The sequence below is a fragment of the Thauera aromatica K172 genome (assembly GCF_003030465.1).
GTDB classification, from domain to species: domain Bacteria; phylum Pseudomonadota; class Gammaproteobacteria; order Burkholderiales; family Rhodocyclaceae; genus Thauera; species Thauera aromatica.
Window position 1 is genome coordinate 1 of the sequence record NZ_CP028339.1, and the last position, 20,537, is coordinate 20,537.

15 protein-coding genes are annotated in these 20,537 nt (G+C 64.2%); 13 read left to right on the top strand and 2 right to left on the bottom strand.

The window, feature by feature from the left end:
* Positions 1–145: 145 nt before the first annotated feature.
* The 13 genes from dnaA to Tharo_RS00065 all read left to right on the top strand — a co-directional run bounded on the left by dnaA (position 146) and on the right by Tharo_RS00065 (position 18,445).
* Positions 146–1,654, top strand: a complete 1,509-nt coding sequence (gene dnaA / locus Tharo_RS00005; protein ID WP_211309633.1) for a chromosomal replication initiator protein DnaA — start codon at positions 146–148, stop codon at positions 1,652–1,654.
* A 65-nt stretch (positions 1,655–1,719) separates the two neighbouring features.
* On the top strand, positions 1,720–2,841 hold the full coding sequence (gene dnaN / locus Tharo_RS00010) for a DNA polymerase III subunit beta (RefSeq protein WP_107219439.1): 1,122 nt from the start codon (positions 1,720–1,722) through the stop codon (positions 2,839–2,841).
* 49 nt (positions 2,842–2,890) lie between these two features.
* The gene (gene gyrB / locus Tharo_RS00015) at positions 2,891–5,392 is read left to right on the top strand and encodes a DNA topoisomerase (ATP-hydrolyzing) subunit B (RefSeq protein WP_107222250.1); all 2,502 of its coding nucleotides are present in this window, start codon (positions 2,891–2,893) and stop codon (positions 5,390–5,392) included.
* 519 nt (positions 5,393–5,911) lie between these two features.
* Positions 5,912–8,980, top strand: a complete 3,069-nt coding sequence (locus Tharo_RS00020; protein WP_107219440.1) for a BPTD_3080 family restriction endonuclease — start codon at positions 5,912–5,914, stop codon at positions 8,978–8,980.
* Between the two features lie 2 nt (positions 8,981–8,982).
* A complete protein-coding gene (locus Tharo_RS00025) occupies positions 8,983–11,772 on the top strand; it encodes a site-specific DNA-methyltransferase (protein ID WP_107219441.1) in 2,790 nt (929 codons plus the stop codon).
* A 2-nt stretch (positions 11,773–11,774) separates the two neighbouring features.
* Positions 11,775–12,809 (top strand): HNH endonuclease, encoded by a 1,035-nt coding sequence (locus tag Tharo_RS00030; protein ID WP_211309634.1) that lies wholly within the window; start codon positions 11,775–11,777, stop codon positions 12,807–12,809.
* Positions 12,809–14,920: a 3'-5' exonuclease gene (locus Tharo_RS00035; protein WP_107219443.1), complete on the top strand. Its 2,112-nt coding sequence runs from the start codon at positions 12,809–12,811 to the stop codon at positions 14,918–14,920. The genes Tharo_RS00030 and Tharo_RS00035 overlap by 1 nt, the downstream gene beginning before the upstream one ends.
* 316 nt (positions 14,921–15,236) lie before the next feature.
* Positions 15,237–15,848 (top strand): hypothetical protein, encoded by a 612-nt coding sequence (locus Tharo_RS00040; RefSeq protein WP_107219444.1) that lies wholly within the window; start codon positions 15,237–15,239, stop codon positions 15,846–15,848.
* On the top strand, positions 15,845–17,035 hold the full coding sequence (locus Tharo_RS00045; RefSeq protein WP_107219445.1) for a DUF2157 domain-containing protein: 1,191 nt from the start codon (positions 15,845–15,847) through the stop codon (positions 17,033–17,035). Before Tharo_RS00040 ends, Tharo_RS00045 begins: the two co-directional genes overlap by 4 nt.
* A gap of 212 nt (positions 17,036–17,247) precedes the next feature.
* A complete protein-coding gene (locus tag Tharo_RS00050; protein ID WP_012584201.1) occupies positions 17,248–17,490 on the top strand; it encodes a type II toxin-antitoxin system Phd/YefM family antitoxin in 243 nt (80 codons plus the stop codon).
* Positions 17,487–17,750, top strand: coding sequence for a Txe/YoeB family addiction module toxin (locus Tharo_RS00055; RefSeq protein ID WP_107219446.1), 264 nt, complete (start codon positions 17,487–17,489; stop codon positions 17,748–17,750). Before Tharo_RS00050 ends, Tharo_RS00055 begins: the two co-directional genes overlap by 4 nt.
* 147 nt (positions 17,751–17,897) lie before the next feature.
* On the top strand, positions 17,898–18,167 hold the full coding sequence (locus tag Tharo_RS00060; RefSeq protein WP_107219447.1) for a CopG family ribbon-helix-helix protein: 270 nt from the start codon (positions 17,898–17,900) through the stop codon (positions 18,165–18,167).
* Positions 18,167–18,445, top strand: coding sequence for a type II toxin-antitoxin system RelE/ParE family toxin (locus tag Tharo_RS00065; RefSeq protein ID WP_107219448.1), 279 nt, complete (start codon positions 18,167–18,169; stop codon positions 18,443–18,445). The genes Tharo_RS00060 and Tharo_RS00065 overlap by 1 nt, the downstream gene beginning before the upstream one ends.
* Positions 18,446–18,562: 117 nt before the next feature.
* Here Tharo_RS00065 and Tharo_RS00070 read toward each other — a convergent pair whose 3' ends face one another.
* Positions 18,563–19,396, bottom strand: a complete 834-nt coding sequence (locus Tharo_RS00070) for a hypothetical protein (protein ID WP_107219449.1) — start codon at positions 19,394–19,396, stop codon at positions 18,563–18,565.
* A 14-nt stretch (positions 19,397–19,410) separates the two neighbouring features.
* Positions 19,411–20,283 carry a hypothetical protein gene (locus Tharo_RS00075; protein ID WP_107222251.1) on the bottom strand — a complete coding sequence of 291 codons (873 nt, stop codon included), beginning with the start codon at positions 20,281–20,283 and terminating at the stop codon, positions 19,411–19,413.
* Positions 20,284–20,537 lie beyond the last annotated feature (254 nt).

Here is a 20,537-nt window from a genome sequence, read left to right on the forward strand (position 1 = left end):
CGCCCCGCGCTCATGAATGCCGCCTTCCGAGCGCAGCGCAGGCATCCAGCCCCCGACAGACCCGCCGCAAGGCAGCGTTGCGTGCGCATGCGCAGCGATCCGTGCATGCCGAATGAACCTACCCGCCATCCGAAACGACATCGCCGTGACTCAAGATTTCTGGTCCTTCTGCCTGTCGCGCCTTGAACAGGAACTGCCCCAGCAGCAGTTCAACACCTGGATCAAGACCTTGCGGGCCGAAGCCGGCGAAGCCGGCGCGTGGGTACTGCTCGCGCCCAACCGTTTCGTGCTGCAGTGGGTGCGCGAGCGCTACCTGCGCCGCATCCTCGAACTGGGAGAAGAATTCGCCGGCGTGCCGCTGCCGGTCGACCTGCAGCTGCCCGCCGCCGGAACCGCGCGCAGCACACGCTCCGCGGCCACCGCCGGGCCGGCGTCTTCGCCCCCTCCCGGGCCATCGGCAGCGCCCCCCCACGACTCCATCCCGCCGGCCCGTGACGACACCGCCCCGATGGCGGCCGACGCAGCGGTCGACGACCCCGTTCCGCCCGCTCCCGTGCGCCCCCGGCGCAGCGCCGCGCCGGGGGCCGGCGGCCGGGACGCCGAACCGTCCTCCGGCCTCGAACTCGCCTACGAGAAGACCCGCCTCAACCCGGACTTCACCTTCGACACCCTGGTCACCGGCCGCGCCAACGACCTCGCCCGCGCCGCGGCGATGCAGGTGGCGCAGAATCCCGGCACCTCCTACAACCCGCTGTTCGTCTACGGCGGCGTCGGCCTGGGCAAGACCCACCTCGTGCACGCGATCGGCAACGCCGTGTTCAAGCACAACCCGCGCGCGGTGATCCGCTACGTGCACGTCGAGGACTACTACGCCGACGTCGTGCGCGCCTACCAGCAAAAGAGCTTCGACGCGTTCAAGCGCTATTACCGCTCGCTCGACATGCTGATCATCGACGACATCCAGTTCTTCAACAACAAGAACCGGACGCAGGAAGAGTTCTTCCACGCCTTCAACGCCCTCACCGAGGCGAGGAAGCAGATCGTCATCACCTGCGACACCTATCCGAAGGACATCCAGGGCCTGGAAGACCGCCTCATTTCGCGCTTCGACTGGGGCCTGACGGTGCAGATCGAGCCGCCCGAGCTCGAGATGCGCGTCGCCATCCTGAAGAAGAAGGCCGAGGCCCTGCGCGTGATCGTGGACGACGACGTCGCCTTCCTCATCGCCAAGAACCTGCGCTCGAACGTGCGCGAGCTCGAAGGTGCACTCAACAAGGTCGTCGCCTACGCCCGCTTCCACGGCCGCCAGATCGGCCTCGAAGTGGCCAAGGAAGCGCTCAAGGATCTGCTCCACGCGCACAACCGCCAGCTCAGCATCGAGCACATCCAGAAGACCGTCGCCGACTACTACAAGATCAAGGTCGCCGACATGCACTCGAAAAAGCGCACCCGCGTGATCGCCCGCCCGCGCCAGGTGGCGATGTGGCTGGCGAAGGAACTCACGCCGATGTCGCTGCCGGCGATCGGCGAAGCCTTTGGCGGCCGCGACCACACCACCGTGCTCCACGCCTGCCGCACGATCACCGAGCTGCGCCTCGGCGACCACCAGCTCAACCATGACGTTCACGTGCTCACCCAGGTCCTGCGCGGTTGAGCCCGAACGCATGCCTTTCGCCTTCCACCGTTTCCCCGATCAACCCACTGACCCGGTCTGACGCCATGCTCCTGCTCACCACCACCCGCGATGCGCTCCTCGCCCCGCTGCAGTCGGTCGCCGGCATCGTCGAAAAACGCCACACCCTGCCGATCCTGTCGAACGTGCTGATCGAAAAGCACGGCGACCAGCTGACGATGCTCGCCACCGACATCGAGATCCAGATCCGCACCACCACCGGCGGCCACATCGGCGGCGAGGACGCCGCGATCACCGTCGGCGCGCGCAAGCTGCAGGACATCCTGCGCGCCCTGCCCGACAGCGCCGAAGTCAGCCTGACGCTCGACGACAAGCGCCTCACGCTCAAAGCCGGTCGCAGCCGCTTCCAGCTCCAGACCCTGCCTGCGGCCGACTACCCGCGCCTGTCCCCGCCCGACGGCGACAGCGCCCGCCTCACCATCGGCCAGCGCACGTTCAAGCGCCAGCTCGCCCAGGTGTCCTACGCGATGGCGCAGCAGGACATCCGCTACTACCTCAACGGCCTGCTGCTGATCGCCGACGGCGGCGAACTGCGCATGGTCGCCACCGACGGCCACCGCCTGGCCTACGCCGCTTCCGCGCTCGAAGCTCCCTTCGCCGCGCAGGGCGGCACGCGCACCGAAGCGATCCTGCCGCGCAAGACCGTGCTCGAACTCGCCCGCCAGCTCGCCGACAACGACGACCCGCTCGAGATCCTGCTCGCCGGCAACCAGGCGGTATTCCGCTTCGGCCCGATCGAACTCGTCACCAAGCTCATCGACGGCAAGTTCCCCGACTACGAGCGCGTCATCCCGCAGGCTCATCCCAATCTGGTCAGCTTCGCCCGCCAGCCGCTCCTGGCCGCGCTGCAGCGTGCCGCGATCCTGACCACCGACAAGTTCCGCGGCGTGCGCATGGTGCTCGAGGACGGCGTGCTCAAAATCGTCAGCACCAACGCCGAGCAGGAAGAAGCCCAGGACGAACTCGAAATCGACTACCACGGCGACAAGCTCGACATCGGCTTCAACGTCACCTACCTGCTCGACGTGCTCAACAACCTCAGCTCCGACACCATCGACTGGCACTTCAACGACGGCAACTCCAGCGTCCTGATCACCCTGCCGGGCAACGACCAGTTCAAGTATGTCGTGATGCCGATGCGGATCTGAGCCGCAGCCTCAGCGCAGCACCCGTTCTTTACGAATCACCGAGATGACCATGTCCGAACCGCAAGACCTGCCCACCGCGTCCGCCAAGGCCCACGAAGACTACGACGAAACCAGCATCCAGCAGCTCGAAGGGCTGGAAGCGGTCCGGAAGCGTCCCGGCATGTACATCGGCGACACTTCCGACGGCACCGGCCTGCACCACATGGTGTTCGAAGTCGTCGACAACTCCATCGACGAGGCCCTGGCCGGCCATTGCGACGACATCGTCATCACCATTCACGCCGACAACTCGATCTCGGTGACCGACAACGGCCGCGGCATTCCGGTCGGCGTCAAGATGGACGACAAGCACGAACCCAGGCGCAGCGCGGCCGAAATCGTCATGTGCGTGCTCCACGCCGGCGGCAAGTTCAACCAGAACAGCTACAAGGTCTCCGGCGGCCTGCACGGCGTCGGCGTGTCCTGCGTCAACGCGCTGTCGAAGTGGATGCACGTCACCGTCGCCCGCGACGGCAAGCGCCACCTGCTCGAATTCGAGCGCGGCAAGCCGCAGAACCGCGTCATCGAAGTCGTCGACGGCATCGAGGTCAGCCCGGCGCGCGTCATCGGCGAAACCACCAAGCGCGGCACCAAGGTCCATTACCTCGCCGACGAAGAAATCTTCGGCACCGTCGAGTACCACTACGACATTCTCGCCAAGCGCCTGCGCGAGCTCTCCTTCCTCAACAACGGGGTCAAGATCCGCCTCGTCGACCAGCGCACCGGCAAGGAAGAAGATTTCGCCTTCGCCGGCGGCGTGAAGGGCTTCGTCGAGTACATCAACCGCAGCAAGACCGTGCTCCACCCCACCGTGTTCTACGCCACCGGCACCACCCGCATCCCCACCGGCCACGGCCACGACGCCGAACTGGCGGTCGAAGTGGCGATGCAGTGGAACGACAGCTACGCCGAACAGGTGCTGTGCTACACCAACAACATCCCGCAGGCCGACGGCGGCACCCACCTCACCGGGCTGCGCGCGGCGATGACCCGCGTCATCAACAAGTACATCGAAGAAAACGAGATCGCCAAGAAGGCCAAGGTCGACATCACCGGTGACGACATGCGCGAGGGGCTGGCCTGCGTCCTGTCGGTGAAGATGCCCGACCCCAAGTTCGCCAGCCAGACCAAGATGAAGCTGGTGTCCTCCGAAGCCCGCCCGGCGGTGGAAGAAGTCGTCGCCAGCAAGCTCGCCGATTTCCTCCTCGAGAACCCGCTCGACGCCAGGACCATCTGCAACAAGATCGTCGAGGCCGCGCGCGCGCGCGACGCCGCGCGCAAGGCGCGCGAGATGACCCGGCGCAAGGGCGTGCTCGACGGCGTCGGCCTCCCCGGCAAGCTCGCCGACTGCCAGGAGAAGGACCCCGCGCTGTGCGAGCTCTACCTCGTCGAGGGCGACTCCGCCGGCGGCTCCGCCAAGCAGGGCCGCGACCGCAAGTTCCAGGCGATCCTGCCCTTGAAGGGCAAGATCCTCAACGTCGAGAAGGCGCGCTTCGACAAGCTGCTGCAGAGCCAGGAGATCGCCACCCTGATCACCGCGCTCGGCACCAGCATCGGCAAGGACGACTACAAGCCCGAAAAGCTGCGCTACCACCGCATCATCCTGATGACCGACGCCGACGTCGACGGCGCCCATATCCGCACCCTGCTGCTCACCTTCTTCTACCGCCAGATGCCCGAGCTGGTCGAACGCGGCCACATCTACATCGCCCAGCCGCCGCTGTACAAGATCAAGCACGGCAAGACCGAGATGTACATCAAGGACGACAGCGAGCTGTCGAACCACCTGCTGCGCCTCGCCCTCGACGGCGCCGTACTGGTGCCGCGCGAAGGCGCCGCGCCGATCAGCGAAGAGGCCCTCGGCGGCCTGGCGCGCACCTATCTGCTCGCCGAAGCCGTCACCCGCCGCCTCGCCAGCTACATCGACCCCGAAGTGCTGCAGGTGATGCTCGCCCACGACATCGAAGTCAGCCTCGACGACGAAGCCGCCGCGCGCGCCTCGGCCGAGCGCATCCGCCCCCACCTGCCCGAAGGCCTGCAGATCTACGCCGAATACCACGATGAAGCCGAAGGCTGGCGCCTCACCATCGAGCGCCTGCACCACGGCAACCGCAAGTTCGGCTGGGTCGAGCACGACTTCCTCGTCTCCGGCGACTACCGCAGCATCCGCAACGCCGCCCAGGCCATCGCCGGCCTCATCGGCCCCGGCGCCGAGATCCGCCGCGGCGAAAAGCGCCAGCCCGTCGCCCGCTTCGCCGACGCCATCAAGTGGATGCTCGCCGACGTCGAACGCGGCCTCAGCAAGCAGCGCTACAAGGGCCTCGGCGAGATGAACCCCGAGCAGCTGTGGGAGACCACCATGGACCCCGCGGTGCGCCGCCTGCTGCGCGTGCAGATCGACGACGCCATCGCGGCGGACGAGATCTTCACCACCCTGATGGGGGATAACGTGGAGCCGCGCAGGGCGTTCATCGAAGGCAATGCGCTGTATGCGCAGAACATCGACGTGTGAGTTGTTGTAGCGGCGACCATAAACTGGCAAATGGCTAGGCAAATATTGGCAGACGGCCGGGAAGGGGCGGGTGAATCCGATGGGTTCCCTGCCCTTTTCTCGTTGACATCGGCATGAATAGGCCTCGACCTCAACCGCGCAATCGCCGCGATCACACGAGTTTGCGGCGACGCGCATCTGTAAGCACTTCCGCTTACTCAACAGCCCCACGCTGGATGACCTTCAGGCCGCGCGGTCCTCTCACGCCACACCGGCCGCCCGAAGGCTCCCGACCTGACAGAACCTCCGGAAGCTTGGGAAAAACGAGACCCATCAGAACGGAGGTCCCTGCTGCCCACGCCCTTGTCAGGGCGGCTGGCCACGGGGCACGGAACAGGACATTCCCCAATCAATCGAGGTTGAGGACCTCGAAGAACAGCACCGATGACGATTGCGTCATGGCTATCGCCTGGCATTTGGTCGACAATGCATCGCTATCAAGCCATGTAACAGCATCCGTGCTCAGGGTAGGTTCTCAAGATGTCGAATCCGTTCTTTGATCACCCGATTCTGAACTCCCCGTACGAGCGCCCCTCGCGCCACTGGGAGCTTGACGAATCGGGGCAGCCGACTCAGCAGGTTCTGGAGACACGCCGCCGGGCCGAGTTCATCACGCCGATCCCGAAGCCCAAGAAACAGAAGAAGTCCCCCAAGCAGCAGGACTTCATCTTTGACGAGGGTGTGGGGCTCTCGGACACCGCACAGCAGTACGACCCCACGTCGATCATCAACGAGGTACGCAGCCACGTCGACAGTTGGCGTGCGCTCCCGAATCCGGCGCAATGGCAGGTCACGCCTGAAACAGCCCGACTGCTCCAGCACTGGCGTCACCATGACTTCAACGGCGTCCGCCCATTCTTTTGCCAGGTCGAAGCGGTCGAGACCGCGATCTGGCTGGCCGAGGTGGCGCCGAGCACCCGGCACGGAAAACGCCTCCTCGAACATCTGGCTGCAGCGAACAAGGATGCCAACCCCGAGCTGATGCGGCTGGCCCTCAAGCTCGCCACCGGTGCGGGCAAAACGACCGTGATGGCCATGCTGATTGCCTGGCAGACGATCAACGCGGTTCGCCGCCCAGCCAGCAAGCAATTCACTCGCGGTTTCCTGATCTGCGCACCGGGCCTCACCATCAAGGATCGTCTGCGCGTGCTGCAGCCGCACGACCCGGATAGCTATTACAAGGACCGGGAGCTGGTACCCAGCGACCTGCTCGATGACCTGGGCCGCGCCAAGATCGTCATCACCAACTACCACGCCTTCAAGCTGCGCGAGCGCATCGACATCTCCAAGGGCGGACGGCAGCTCCTCAAAGGCCGCACGGGTGAAGACATCGTCACCACCGAGACGGAAGGCCAGATGCTTCAGCGCGTCATGCCCGACCTCATGGGCATGAAGAACGTCCTCGCCATCAACGACGAAGCACATCACTGCTACCGGGAGAAGCCAAAGGAGGCAGACGACGAGGACCTCAAAGGCGACGAGAAGAAGGAGGCCGAGCGGAATAACGAGGCTGCACGGCTGTGGATCTCCGGCCTGGAGGCGGTGAATCGCAAGCTCGGGTTGCAGCGGGTCATCGATCTGTCTGCCACGCCCTTCTTCCTGCGCGGTTCAGGCTATGCCGAAGGCACCCTGTTTCCATGGACGATGAGCGACTTTTCACTGATGGACGCCATCGAGTGCGGAATCGTCAAGCTGCCGCGCGTGCCCGTGGCCGAGAACATCCCCGGTGACGAGCTGCCGGTATTCCGCAACCTGTGGGAAAACATCCGCAAGGACATGCCCAAGAAGGGGCGCGGCGCCAATCAGGAGCTCGACCCACTCAAGCTTCCAACCCGCCTGCAGACTGCGCTGCAAGCACTCTACGGCCACTACGAGAAGACCTTCAGGCTCTGGGAAGATGCCGGCATCGGTGTGCCACCCTGCTTCATCGTGGTCTGCCAGAACACCGCCATTTCGAAGCTCGTCTACGACTTCATTTCCGGCTTTCACCGCAAGAACGACGACGGCTCCACGACCCTGGAGAACGGACGCCTGCCGCTGTTCCGCAACTTCGACGAAACGACCGGCAACCCGCTACCGCGCCCCAACACGCTGCTGATCGACAGCGAGCAGCTCGAAGCCGGCGATGCGCTGGACGACAAATTCCACGAGATGGCGGCCGACGAGATCGAGCGCTTCCGCCGCGAGATCGTCGAGCGCACCGGTGATGCCCGCGCGGGAGACAACATCACCGACCAGGAACTCCTGCGGGAAGTCATGAACACCGTAGGCAAGGCCGGGCAGCTCGGTGGCAGCATCCGCTGCGTGGTTTCCGTTTCGATGCTGACCGAGGGCTGGGATGCCAACACCGTCACCCACGTGCTCGGCATCCGCGCCTTCGGCACCCAGTTGCTCTGCGAGCAGGTCATTGGGCGAGCCCTGCGTCGCCAGTCGTACGAACTTAACGAAGAAGGGCTCTTCAATGTCGAATATGCCGATGTGTTCGGCATCCCGTTCGACTTCACGGCAAAACCGGTGATCGGTCCGCCCCAGCCGCCGCGCGAAACCATACAGGTCAAGGCGATCCGCCCGGAACGCGACGCCCTGGAGATCGTCTTCCCGCGCGTGGAAGGCTATCGCGTCGAGCTCCCGGAAGAACGTCTCGTGGCGAAGTTCAACGAAGACTCGACGCTCACACTGACCCCAGATCTCGTCGGCCCCTGCGAAACACGCAACGAGGGCATCATCGGCGAGGGCGTCAACCTCACGGTCGAGCACCTTGGCGACGTCCGCTCGTCGACGCTGCTCTTTCACCTCACCCAGCGGCTGATCTACACCAAGTGGCGCGACCCGGGTGAAGAGCCCAAGCTGCACCTCTTCGGTCAGCTCAAGCGCATCGCCAAGGAATGGCTGGACCATCACCTCGAATGCAAGGGTGGCACGTATCCGGCGCAGTTGATGTATCAGGAGCTGGCCGACATGGCCTGCAACAAAATCACCAACGCGATCACCGCCAACTTTCTCGGTGTCCGCCCAATCAAGGCACTGCTCGACCCCTACAACCCCACCGGCTCAACCCGCCACGTACGCTTCAACACGTCCAAAGCGGACCGTTGGCAGACCAGTTCCAGGCATTGCCACATCAACTGGGTGGTCCTCGATAGCGACTGGGAGGCCGAATTCTGCCGGGTGGCGGAAAAACACGCCAAGGTGCGTGCCTACGTCAAGAACCACGGCCTCGGCTTCGAGGTGCCATACCGCTATGGCTCGGAAACCCGCAAGTATCTGCCCGACTTCATCGTACTGGTGGATGACGGCAAGGGGCCAGATGATCTCCTGCATCTGGTGGTCGAGATCAAGGGCTACCGGCGCGAGGACGCGAAGGAAAAGAAATCCACCATGGATACCTACTGGGTGCCTGGCGTGAATCATCTAGGCACCTATGGTCGCTGGGCATTCGCAGAGTTCACTGATGTTTTCCAGATGCAGGACGACTTCGCCAAGAAGGTCGAGAACGAGTTCAACAAGATGATCGAGGCGGCAGTCAACACCGACGCCGAGAGAGCATAACCATGGCCACGCAATCCACCACCAAGTCCGTCGACGCCATCAAGCACGACGACGCAAAGCGCAAGAACATCCCCACCGCCGAATACCAGTCGGTGCTGGACGACCACGAGAAAACCCCCAAACAGGTGCGCTACCCGCGCAACACCGATCTCGACCCGCAGCTGGTCTGGCGTGGCAAGGACGAGCAGGACTGGTCCGACCTCGTCGTCCATGCACCGCCCCTCTACATTCAGGAAAAGGTGCACCCGAAGGCACTCATCGACGATTTGCTGCGCGAATCGCGGGAACGGGAGCATGAGCAGGGCCAGGCAACCCCGGACCTCTTTTCCGACTTCAATGGCATTCCAAAGGACGCCGACAAGACCGAGTTCTACCAGCACGACCAGAACTGGACCAACCGCATGATCCTCGGCGACAGCCTGCAGGTCATGGCCAGCCTCGCCGAGCGCGAGGGCCTGCGCGGCAAGGTGCAGTGCATCTACTTCGATCCGCCCTACGGCATCAAATTCAACAGCAACTTTCAGTGGTCGACGACCAGCCGCGACATAACAGACGGTAATGCTGAACACATTACCCGTGAACCAGAGCAGGTCAAGGCGTTTCGAGATACATGGCGAGATGGGATACATAGCTACCTGACCTACCTGCGCGATCGCCTGATCGTGGCGCGCGATCTGTTGGCAGATTCAGGTTCGATCTTCGTACAAATATCAAACGAGAATGTTCATCGCGTAAGAAGCGTTCTCGATGAGGTATTTGGCGATGAGAACTGTGTTGCAACCATAGCGTTTAAGAAGGCATCCCCGGAAACTCGAACGATCAAGAACGCCTTCAATTACATACTTTGGTATTCCAAACGAATCGAACAGGTGAAGGTTCGAAAACTTTTTCGACAACGCGAAATGTCGGATGGGACGACGGAAGACCCCAAGAAGCTTGCGTTATGGGCCGTGCTGCCCGATGGGTCGCAAAGGCCTCTGTCTACCGAAGAGAAGCGCGAGGAAGTGCCATTACCAGAAGGGACAGCTGTTTTTCGAGCAGACAAGGTGCGCGACTCAGGGCGCATTGAGGACCGTGTCTTTCCATTTAATTTTCGCGGGGAAACCCTCGGGTCGGGAGATAAGCACTGTTGGCGGGGAGACCTGGAGGAGATGCAGCGTCTGAAGCGCGCGGATCGACTCCTGCGAACTCGAGAGACTCTTGCATACAAGTATTTTCTTTCCGACAACTGGGGTGTAGAGCGCACAAACGTATGGGAAGACACTGCGGGTAAGATTCCAGACATGAGATACGTCGTCGAGACAAACGAAAAAATTGTTGCTCGATGCTTGATGCTCGCGACGGACCCCGGCGACCTCGTTCTCGACCCGACCTGCGGTTCCGGCACCACCGCCTATGTCGCCGAACAATGGGGCCGCCGCTGGATCACGATCGACACGTCCCGCGTTGCGCTCGCCCTGGCCCGAGCCCGCATCATGGGCGCACGCTATCCTTATTACGTACTCGCAGACTCCCGCGAAGGTCAGTTGAAAGAAGCGGAAGTCACCCGCAGCGCGCCGAGCACGCAACCGACCTACGGCAACATCCGCCACGGCTTCGTCTACGAACGGGTACCACACATCACGCTGAAATCGATCGCCAACAACGTCGAGATCGACGTGATCTGGGACAAGTGGCAGGAGAGGCTGGAGCCGCTGCGCGAACAACTGAACGCGACGCTGAAAAAATCCTGGCAGGAATGGGAAATTCCGCGCTACCCCGAGGCCATATGGCCGGACGCAGCTGAGCGGCTTCACGCCGACTGGTGGCAAGCTCGCATCGCGCGGCAGAAGGAAATCGACGCCTCCATTGCTGCCAAAGCCGACTTCGAATACCTCTACGACAAGCCCTACGAGAACAGGAAGGCCGTGCGCGTGGCCGGCCCCTTCACCGTCGAGAGCCTGTCCCCACACCGCGTGCTCGGCGTAGATGAGGACGATGAACTGATCGACACCCTGCGCGAGCCGGGCGCGGACTACGCCGCCAAGCAGTCCTTCCCGCAGATGATCCTGGAGAACCTCAAGACCGCCGGGGTGCAGCAGGCGCACAAGGAAAACCGCATCAGCTTTACTTCGCTAACCGCTTGGCCTGGCGAGTTGGTGTGCGCGGAAGGCCGCTATCTGGAAGGGGAAGGGAACGAAAAGCGCGCCGCCATCTTCATCGGCCCGGAGTTCGGCACCGTGCAGCGCGCCGATCTGGTCGAAGCGGCAAGGGAAGCCGCCGACGCCGGCTTCGACGTGCTGATCGCCTGCGCCTTCAACTTCGAGGCCCATACCACAGAGTTTTCCAAGCTTGGCAAGCTGCCGGTGCTCAAGGCGCGCATGAACGCCGACCTGCACATGGCCGAAGACCTGAAGAACACCGGCAAGGGCAACTTGTTCGTGATCTTTGGCGAGCCGGACATCGACCTGATCCCCGAAGGAGATCTGCTGCGCGTGAAGGTGAACGGCGTAGACGTATTCAAGCCTCAGACCGGCGAAGTCATCAGCGACGGCGCCGACGGGATCGCCTGCTGGTTTATCGACACCGACTACAACCAGGAGAGCTTCTTCGTCCGCCACGCCTACTTCCTCGGCGCGAGCGACCCCTACAAGGCACTGAAGACCACCCTGAAGGCTGAGATTGACGTAGAAGCGTGGGCCTCGCTGAACAGCGACACCTCGCGCCCGTTCGGCAAACCGAAGTCCGGACGGATCGCCGTGAAGGTCATCAATCACCTAGGCGATGAGGTGATGAAGGTATTCAGGGTTTGATCATGGCTACCGATCGCGATCGAGAACTCGAGGCGCTTCGCCCGCAACATGAGGGGCGAGTCATGGATTTGGTCGAGGCCGCAGGCGTCGATGTCTCTCAGTGGGCTTTCCGGAAAGACGGCTCTCCGGTTCAGAATCCCGCTGCAAATCCAAACTATTGCTACGAATGGGCATTCGGGGGTAACGGCGAACCGAACCTCCTGTGCGTTTGGCATCGGTCGATGTCGGTGTCGGATGGCCTGATCGTCTACGAAGACTGCATCCGAGATCTCGCATTGAAGTTGGATCGGGTCGCCATCGATCGGACGAATCCCGCGCACGTCAAGTCGCGCGCCCGTGACCAGGCGAAACGCGCGCGCGGATTCGATTCATTGCTGCAACGCGCCTTTCGACGATCGGAGCCTGTGCGGATCATCGTCCTGCAGGGCGAGCAGAGGGCGGCGGTTGAAGTGGGCTGGGAGACCGCCACGGTGAGATTCCGGCGGCTCGACGACGTCGAGTGGTATGTCCATGCATATGACGACGATGGCTCCTTCCGAATCGTCAGAGGCGTGCCACGAGCCGACAATGCCGAGGCGACCGAAGCGGATGACGAAGGTACGTCGCCAGATGTCGATGAAAACGACTCCGCCCCCGAGCCGCCCCCAGTCCCTTACCTTGACCAGTTTTCCATTCCCGATGCGCCTGAACGACGTGAAAATACCGGCACATCCTTCAACCGATCTGCCGAAGTGAGACGTGCCACCTTGGCCCGAGCGGCCGGGGTCTGCGAGTTCTGCGGGTGTGCCGGCTTCAAGACAGCCTCAGGTGGAGTCTACCTCGAGACCCATCACGTTGTGCCCCTGGCGGAAGATGGTCCGGACGTCGAATGGAACGTGGTTGCCATCTGCCCGAATGATCACCGCCGGGCACATCATGGCGAAGACCGGGACATACTTTTCGATTCGCTCACGGCAGCCCTGATAAACCGGTACCCACAGGCAAGAGAAATCCTTGAGACTCTTCGGACACGTCGCGCAACACAGGGAGTCACCTGATGAACTTCCTGATCGCCGACACTTTTACAGACAGTCTGGCCAAGCTGACTGGTGAAGAGCAGAAAGCCGTCAAAACGACGGCCTTTGACCTCCAGCTGAACCCAGCCAGCCCCGGGATGAGCTTCCACAAGCTGGATCGGGCCAAGGACAAGAACTTCTGGTCGGTGCGGGTCAGCAGCGACATTCGGCTGATCGTTCACCGAAGCGAATCCAGCCTTCTGCTCTGCTACGTCGATCACCATGACAAGGCATACGAATGGGCCGAGCGCCGTAAGCTTGAGACGCATCCAACGACCGGCGCGGCGCAGTTGATCGAGATCCGCGAGACGCTCAAGGAAGTGATCGTTCCTGTCTATGTGCAGGGCGAGCCACCGCTCGAAACAAGGACCTCAAAGCCTGCACCGGCGGCGAAGCTGCTGTTCCAGGGCGTGCCCGACGGAGAGTTGCTGGGCTACGGCGTACCGCCGGAGTGGTTGGCCGATGTACGTCACGCCACCGACGAAAACCTGCTTGCCCTCGCCGATCATTTGCCCGCCGAGGCCGCCGAAGCCCTGCTCGAGTTGGCGACCGGTGGCAAACCTCGCGTGCCGGCACCTTCGCCGGCCAACCCGTTCGAGCATCCTGACGCCCAACGCAGATTCCGGGTTATGGGTAACGTCGAGGAGCTTCAGCGCGCCCTCGATTTCCCGTGGGAGAAGTGGACTGTCTTCCTTCACCCCGAACAGCGCCAATGGGTGGAACGGGTTTACAACGGTCCTGCGCGTGTCTCCGGTTCGGCCGGTACCGGCAAGACCATCGTGGCCTTGCACCGTGCTGCGTACCTTGCGCGTCAGCATCCCGATGCCCGCGTACTGCTGACCACCTTCTCCGATGCGTTGGCGAACGCCCTCCAATCCAAGCTCAACCGGCTGCTGACCCAGGAGCCTCGCCTCGCAGAACGGATTGATGTGCACTCCCTCCAGGCTATTGGCCTTCGTCTCTACAAGACCCAAGTCGGCGTAGGTCAACTGGCAACCCCCGGGGACATTCGCCTGCTTATCGATGAGGCCGCGCAAGCCGTTCCAGGACATGGTTTTGGGCGCCATTTTCTACTGACTGAATGGGAGCACGTGGTCGACGCATGGCAGCTCGATCGCTGGGAGGCCTATCGCGACGTGGCACGTCTCGGTAGAAGGACCCGTCTGCCCGAAGGACGGCGGGCGGTCCTGTGGTCGATCTTCGAGCGCGTTCGGTCGGGCCTGCGCGACAAGGGACTCGTCACGACCTCTGAGCTCTTCACAACCTTGGCGAGTGCCCTGAAGAAAAGGAGCAATCCTGTTTTCGATTTCGCCGTGGTCGATGAAGCTCAGGACCTTGGAGTGGCTCACCTACGGTTTCTGGTGGCGTTGGGAGGTGGAGACGGGAGCGTTCGTCCGAACGCGCTGTTCTTCGCTGGCGACCTCGGGCAGCGAATCTTCCAGCAGCCCTTCCCCTGGAAGGGGCTGGGCGTAGATGTACGCGGCCGTTCCCGCACACTTCGCGTCAATTACCGGACGTCGCACCAGATCCGCAGCCAGGCAGACCGCTTGCTGGACCCGACGGTGGCCGACGTCGATGGCAACGCAGAAGATCGGAGCGACACCGTATCTGTTTTCAACGGCCCGCCACCCCGTGTTCGGATCCTGAGTGATCACGACGAGGAAAGCGACGTCGTCGGGCAATGGCTCGTCGAATGTACGGCGGATGGCATTCAGCCCCATGAGACCGGTGTCTTCGTACGCTCCGACGCCCAGATCGGACGGGCAGTACGAGCCGTCGAACTTGCTGGTTTGCCCTACCAGGTTCTGGACGACCACGTCGCGACGACACACGGCCATTTGTCAGTCAGCACCATGCATCTTGCGAAGGGCTTGGAGTTTCGCGCGGTGGCGGTGATGGCTTGTGACGATGAAGTCATCCCCCTTCAGGAGCGGATCGAAACCGTCGGCGATGACGGCGATCTTCAGGAGGTGTATGAAACAGAACGCCATCTGCTTTACGTCGCGTGCACGCGCGCTCGGGATCGTTTGCTTGTCACCGGCACCGCGCCATCATCGGAGTTTCTGGACGACCTCGCACCGCCAGCAGGCTGATGCAAAAGCCTGCTAACTAATTCGGCCGGTTGACGACAACTATCCCCGGCCGGTGATACGCACCCAGTCACTAACTGTTGTCCTTGGAGCGGGCCAGTGCCCCTCCACGCCGCCGTATGGCAGTAGACTAGACCGTCTTGATGAAGGCCCTGCTGTCGTCCGCACCAGCAGAGCAACCACACCGCGAGCCGGGCAGCGCCTGCGGAGAACTCGTGATGGTCGCCAACGATGACGACCATCTGGCGCACGATCCCGCTGGTATGCTCACTCTTTCGGAATGGCATGACCTCGAGCCACCGGGACCGGAGCGACCCGCATGAAAAAATTCATCCGCGACAACCCGACCATCGCCTTCGCGCTCGGCCTGCCGCTGCTGTTCGTCGCGGCCTTCCTCGCCATCTCGGGCATTCCCGCGCTGCTGGTCGCACCGGCGCAGTACGAGGTGCTGTACGCGACCAACTACAACTTCTACAACAACGCGCACAACGCGATCCAGATCGCGGTCGTGGGTGATCGCGTGCAGGTCAGCTACGTCGGCAACACGCAGCCCTACCAGACCCCGCGGCTGTGGCGCTTCAATCCGAAAACCGGCGCGGTGAAGGAAATCGCGCTGCAGTTGCCGCCCGGCCTCGCACCCAACAGCGGGCGCCCGGTCGAGGCGGAGAAGACACCGAGCGTGACCCCCATCGACATCCCCGACCTCGCCGAGCTCAAGGTCGATTCGTCAAGCCTGGCGCCCGACGGCTACACGTTCCGCAGCGGCGCCGACGGCTACGGCGGAAACGTCTTCGACGGCCTGTTCTTCGGTTCTTCGCGCTACCGGGTCCAGGCCGAACTCATCAAGGACCGGCGCAGCATCCGGCTACCCAACACCGAAGGCGCCTACTACGGCAACACGGTCCGCTTCGTCGGCTGGGTGCTGCCGTGATCTGGCTCCTGCTGCTGATCGTGCTGATCGTCCTCGTCGGCGGCTGGTGGGCCTGGCCGCTGGCCGCGGCGCTGTTCGGCAGCCGCGCGATCCATGACAAGACCAGCGCGCTCGGCAAAATCGCCGAGTTGATGCGTGCCCATGACATCTCGCCGGCTGAAGTCGCCGCGGTATACCGCGATCCGGCACTGATCTCGACCGCGGCCCCCAAACGCAGCAGCGGCGAGATTGCACGGACGCTCTTCATCCACCTCGGCGCGATCTTCATCCTCGCCGGCATCGGCACCTACATCGGCATGTTCTGGAACCGCATGGGCAGCGTCATGCGCATCGTCGTCACCCTCGGCGTCGGCTATGCGCTGCTGGTCGTGCTGGTCTCAGCGCTGCACGAGAAGAAGTTTCCCAAGCTCGTCCTGCCGCTGACGCTGGCAACGGCGTTCATGCTGACGAGCGGCTGGTTCGTGTTCATCGACGAGGTCTTTCCGCGCGGCGACGACTGGCGGCTGGCTGCGCTCGCCGTCTTCGGCACGATGGCGATTCATCAGGGCCTGCTGTTTCGCCAGTACGCGCTGAGCGTGCTCGCCTTCACCGCCCTGTGCTTCGTCTACGGCTTTCTGTCGGTCGGCCTCGACCTGCTCGACGTGCCGGCGGGCTGCAGCGCGGTCGTCCTCGGTGCATCGTTGTTCCTGGTCGCCAGCGGGCTTGAAAAGTCGCCGCAGCACAGCCTCGCCGAGTTTGCCTACCTGATCGCGCTGTGCTGGCTCAACGCCGGCTTGTTCGACCGCGTCGCCGTCGCCGCCACGGCCGACTGGGCGGCGCTGCTGACCGGCGCCTCGGTCATGTCGGCCGCCTACGGCCTGCACAAGGACGGGCGGCAGCTCCGGCTATCCGGCCTCGGCTACCTGATCGGCTCGGCGCTCGCCTACAGCGGCCTCTTCGACCTGCTGCGCCAGACCCCGGTCGAGCTGCTCTATTTCGCCGTCACCGCCGCGATGCTCTACGCCTGCGTGCGGCTGCAGAGTCGCGCGCTGCTCCTGACCACGGTGCTCGCGATGCTCGGTTTCATCGGCTACTTCACCGCCCGACACTTCGTGGATTCGCTCGGCTGGCCGATCTCGCTGGTCCTCATGGGCGTCGCCTTCATCGGCGTCAGCACCCTGGCGATGCGGATCAAGCGGCAGATCTAAGGACCTTGGTCTGGAAGGGGCTGTACCGGTCGACCGTTTCCCTGCTGTACTCGCTATCCAAACGACTACTGCGCTCCGGCTGTCACAGCGTCCGGTTTCGGCAGCATCCGCGAACAGGAACTTGCTGCCCCAAAACAAACGCCAGGAACAAACGCCAGGATTGACACCACGTACGCTAACGCGTACGTTATCCGCACCAACGGAGACCCGCAATGACCACGCTCACCGCTTCCGAGGCACGGGCCAACCTGTACCGCCTCATCGATCAGGCCGCAGAGTCCCATCAGCCCATTCACATCGCGGGCAAGCGCACGAGCGCCGTCTTGCTCTCCGCGGAAGACTGGCAGGCCATCCAGGAAACGCTTCACCTGCTTTCCATCCCGGGGATGCGCGAGTCCATCAAGGAGGGCATGGCCGAGCCGCTTGACGAGAGCGCCCGGGAGCTCGACTGGTGAGCTGGCAGCTCGTGTTCTCGAACCACGCCCAGAAGGACGCGAAGAAGCTGGCGGCCGCCGGCCTGAAGTCGAAGGCCCAGGACTTGCTCGCGATCCTGGCGAATGATCCCTTCCAGACGCCCCCGCCCTACGAGAAGCTCGTGGGCGACCTTGCCGGGGCCTACTCGCGCCGGATCAACATCCAGCACCGCCTGGTCTATGAGGTCTTCGCCGAGGAGCGCGTGGTTCGCGTGCTGAGGATGTGGTCGCATTACGAGTAGGAAGGCGGGCTGTATTGCGGCGTTCGACATCGCGTCCTTGATTGATTCATTTTCAATCACTATGATTTTTTCAGCATCGCACTGAACGCATGAAGCGGCTCCTCAGGACCGCTTCCCGGCACCCGCTCCCAACCGACGAGTCTCCAGATGACGCAAGCCGCAACCAAAGTGCTCACCGCCCATGTGCCGCTCCCGCTCGCCGAGAAGGTCGATCAGATGGCCGCGAGGCTGGAGCGCTCGCGCGGCTGGATCATGAAGCAAGCGCTCTCCGCCTGGATCGCCCAGGAGGAAGAGCGCGATCGCCTGACCCAGGAGGCGCTCGCCGATGTGGACGCCGGTCTCGTCGTCGACCATCTCGCGGTGCAGACCTGGGCCGACAGCCTGGGCACCGACCAGCCCCTGCCGCTGCCGCGCTGATGGAGCTGAAATGGACCAGCAAGGCGCTTGCCGATCTGGCGCGCCTTCATGAGTTCCTGGCGCTGGTGAACAGGCAGGCCGCTGCAAAGACGGTACAGGCGCTGACCAAGGCCCCGATCATCCTGCTGAGCAACCCGCGCATCGGCGAACAGCTTTTCCAGTTCGCGCCGCGCGAGGTACGGCGGATCCTGGTCGCGCAGTACGAGGTGCGCTACGAGATCCGGGACTCGGTCATCTACGTCCTGCGGCTGTGGCACACCCGAGAGGACCGTGCCTGACCCATGCCCCTCGACTTCGCCACCCTCGACGCCCTGCGCAGCCACCACCCTGCCTGGCGCCTGCTGCGCTCCGGGGGTGAAGGCCAACGTGGAGTTCTTCGACGCCGCCCGTCCCGCTCAAGCACGCTTCCGTATCGCGTCGTTGGCCGCGTCGGCCGGCGGATGGAGCAAGCCTTGCGCGTGCAGGCGCGCGACGCTCCAGCCTGCGCCGAGCAGGATCATGCGGGTGTCGAGTTCGGCCGCGCGTGCGGGCGGAATGGAGACGCCGAGATCGTGCATGCGCCTGGCGCGCAGGGCGACCCAGCGCAGCGGGCGGCGGCGGGCGAGGGCGCGCCACAGCGCATGCGCCCCCTCCGACTGGCGTGCACCGCTGACCAGGCAGAAGCCGCGGTCGAGCCCCCAGCCGTACACCGCGCTGGCGATGCCGCGCCCCTGGTAGGCCGGGGCGTATTTGGAGTGCGGCGAGCGCACGTGACGATCGGTGCGGCGATCGACCTCGATCAGGCGATTGAACACGGTATAGCCCGCGAGCCGCGCGCGGGCCGGGTCTTCGACGTAAACATAGTGTTCGCCGTCGGCCTCTCGATGGTGAAAGACCAGGCCGGGGAGCAGCGCAGGCAGGCGGGTGCAGCGGTGGATCGGGTCGCCCGGGCTGTGCAGCCGGCCGTACAGGGTGTCGAGTTCGGCTTCGATGCCGGCGTCGGGCCGATTGACGTCGATACGCAATTCCATCCGCGGCGGCGGCAGCACGCGGCGGAGGACGGCGGCGACTGCAGTGCCGAGCGCGGAGTGAAAGGCCGCGGGCCAGGCGGCACGCCCCACCGCCCGTGCGGCACCACTCGGCGGCGGCTGCGGAAAGGCGAGCGCCGAGCGCGGGGAGAAGCTGGAACGGTGGGAGCGCAGGGTAGGGCGGGCGGGCAGGCCGCGCCGGTGCAGGGCGAGGGTGTTCATGGCGCGACCTCCGCTCAGTACGCCGCCGGGCCGGCCCACCAGCCGCTCATCAGGCCTGCGGGGCGCTGCGGCGCGCTCACTCGCGCGCTCGCTTCCCAGGCTGCCATCTGCACGTCGAGACCGGCGAACACGCCATAGCCCGCACCGGCGCGGATCGCCTCCCCGGCGACCAGGCTCTCGCCGGCGCGAATCGCGCCCGCGGCGGCGATCACGCCACCGGCCTTGATCCCCCAGCCGGCTTCGAGGTGCAGGCCGGCATGGATCGAGCCGCCCGCGGCGATCCCCTGCCCGGCACGCAGCGTGTCCGCCACCCGAATGTCAGCGCCCGCCTGCAGCCCCCTGGCGCAACGCACGCCTTCGTCGGCGAGCAGATCGAGACCGACGCAGACGTTGCCGGCCACAAGCAGGCGGGCGCCGCAGCGCAGGTCCCAGCCGGTGCGCAGACCGCCGTCGCAACGCAGCTCGCCCGCGCAGTCCACGCCCCAGTCCGCGCGCAGGTCGCCACCGACGTGCACGCCGGCTTCGCCACGCACGCCGCCGCCCGCCCGCAGGTCGGCGCCGATCCGGACTTCACCGCCCGCGCGCACCCCACCTCCGGCCTGCAGCGAACGGCCGACGCGGAGCACGCCATCGACGTCCACCCCGCCGCGCACTTCGAGCGTGCCGGCAAACACGATCGCGTCGGCCTCGATCGCATCGACCACACGCACCTCGTCGGTGGGGCCGAACTGCTCGAGCAGCCAGCAGGCGTCGCCGACGCGGCCGGCGGCGACCATCTCGTCGAGCATGGCCTGGTAGTTGCCGCCTTCGCCGAACTGGCGGACGAACCAGCGGAATCCATCGGTGCAGGGCCGCTTCGCCCTGACGAAACTTCTGGTGAGAACCATCGCATTCCCCTCGTGCATTGCGCCGCCACGCATCGGGCGTGGCGTTCCGGGTGCAGCCCTGCGGGGGCAATGCCGATGGCCGGGAAGGTCGGGATGGACCGGGGCCGGACCGCCATCGACGGTCGATGGGCGGGAAGCTGGAGAAAGCCCCGCGGCAGCTGCACGTTGAACGGGAGGCGCGGCGTGCGCGTCCCGGGCAAGGTGCCGTGCGGGGGGTGGGGCTCAGCCCCTGTGGTATCCCCGCACGGCCTGGA

What these genes read in the sequence shown, in the direction of transcription:
- Tharo_RS00070 (WP_107219449.1), bottom strand. Translation starts at nt 19,396, where the DNA reads ATGAACACCCTCGCCCTGCACCGGCGCGGCCTGCCCGCCCGCCCTACC.
- Tharo_RS00060 (WP_107219447.1), top strand. Translation starts at nt 17,898, where the DNA reads ATGACGCAAGCCGCAACCAAAGTGCTCACCGCCCATGTGCCGCTCCCG.
- Tharo_RS00035 (WP_107219443.1), top strand. Translation starts at nt 12,809, where the DNA reads ATGAACTTCCTGATCGCCGACACTTTTACAGACAGTCTGGCCAAGCTG.
- Tharo_RS00020 (WP_107219440.1), top strand. Translation starts at nt 5,912, where the DNA reads ATGTCGAATCCGTTCTTTGATCACCCGATTCTGAACTCCCCGTACGAG.
- Tharo_RS00025 (WP_107219441.1), top strand. Translation starts at nt 8,983, where the DNA reads ATGGCCACGCAATCCACCACCAAGTCCGTCGACGCCATCAAGCACGAC.
- Tharo_RS00050 (WP_012584201.1), top strand. Translation starts at nt 17,248, where the DNA reads ATGACCACGCTCACCGCTTCCGAGGCACGGGCCAACCTGTACCGCCTC.
- Tharo_RS00065 (WP_107219448.1), top strand. Translation starts at nt 18,167, where the DNA reads ATGGAGCTGAAATGGACCAGCAAGGCGCTTGCCGATCTGGCGCGCCTT.
- Tharo_RS00030 (WP_211309634.1), top strand. Translation starts at nt 11,775, where the DNA reads ATGGCTACCGATCGCGATCGAGAACTCGAGGCGCTTCGCCCGCAACAT.
- dnaN (WP_107219439.1), top strand. Translation starts at nt 1,720, where the DNA reads ATGCTCCTGCTCACCACCACCCGCGATGCGCTCCTCGCCCCGCTGCAG.
- Tharo_RS00040 (WP_107219444.1), top strand. Translation starts at nt 15,237, where the DNA reads ATGAAAAAATTCATCCGCGACAACCCGACCATCGCCTTCGCGCTCGGC.
- Tharo_RS00075 (WP_107222251.1), bottom strand. Translation starts at nt 20,283, where the DNA reads ATGGTTCTCACCAGAAGTTTCGTCAGGGCGAAGCGGCCCTGCACCGAT.
- gyrB (WP_107222250.1), top strand. Translation starts at nt 2,891, where the DNA reads ATGTCCGAACCGCAAGACCTGCCCACCGCGTCCGCCAAGGCCCACGAA.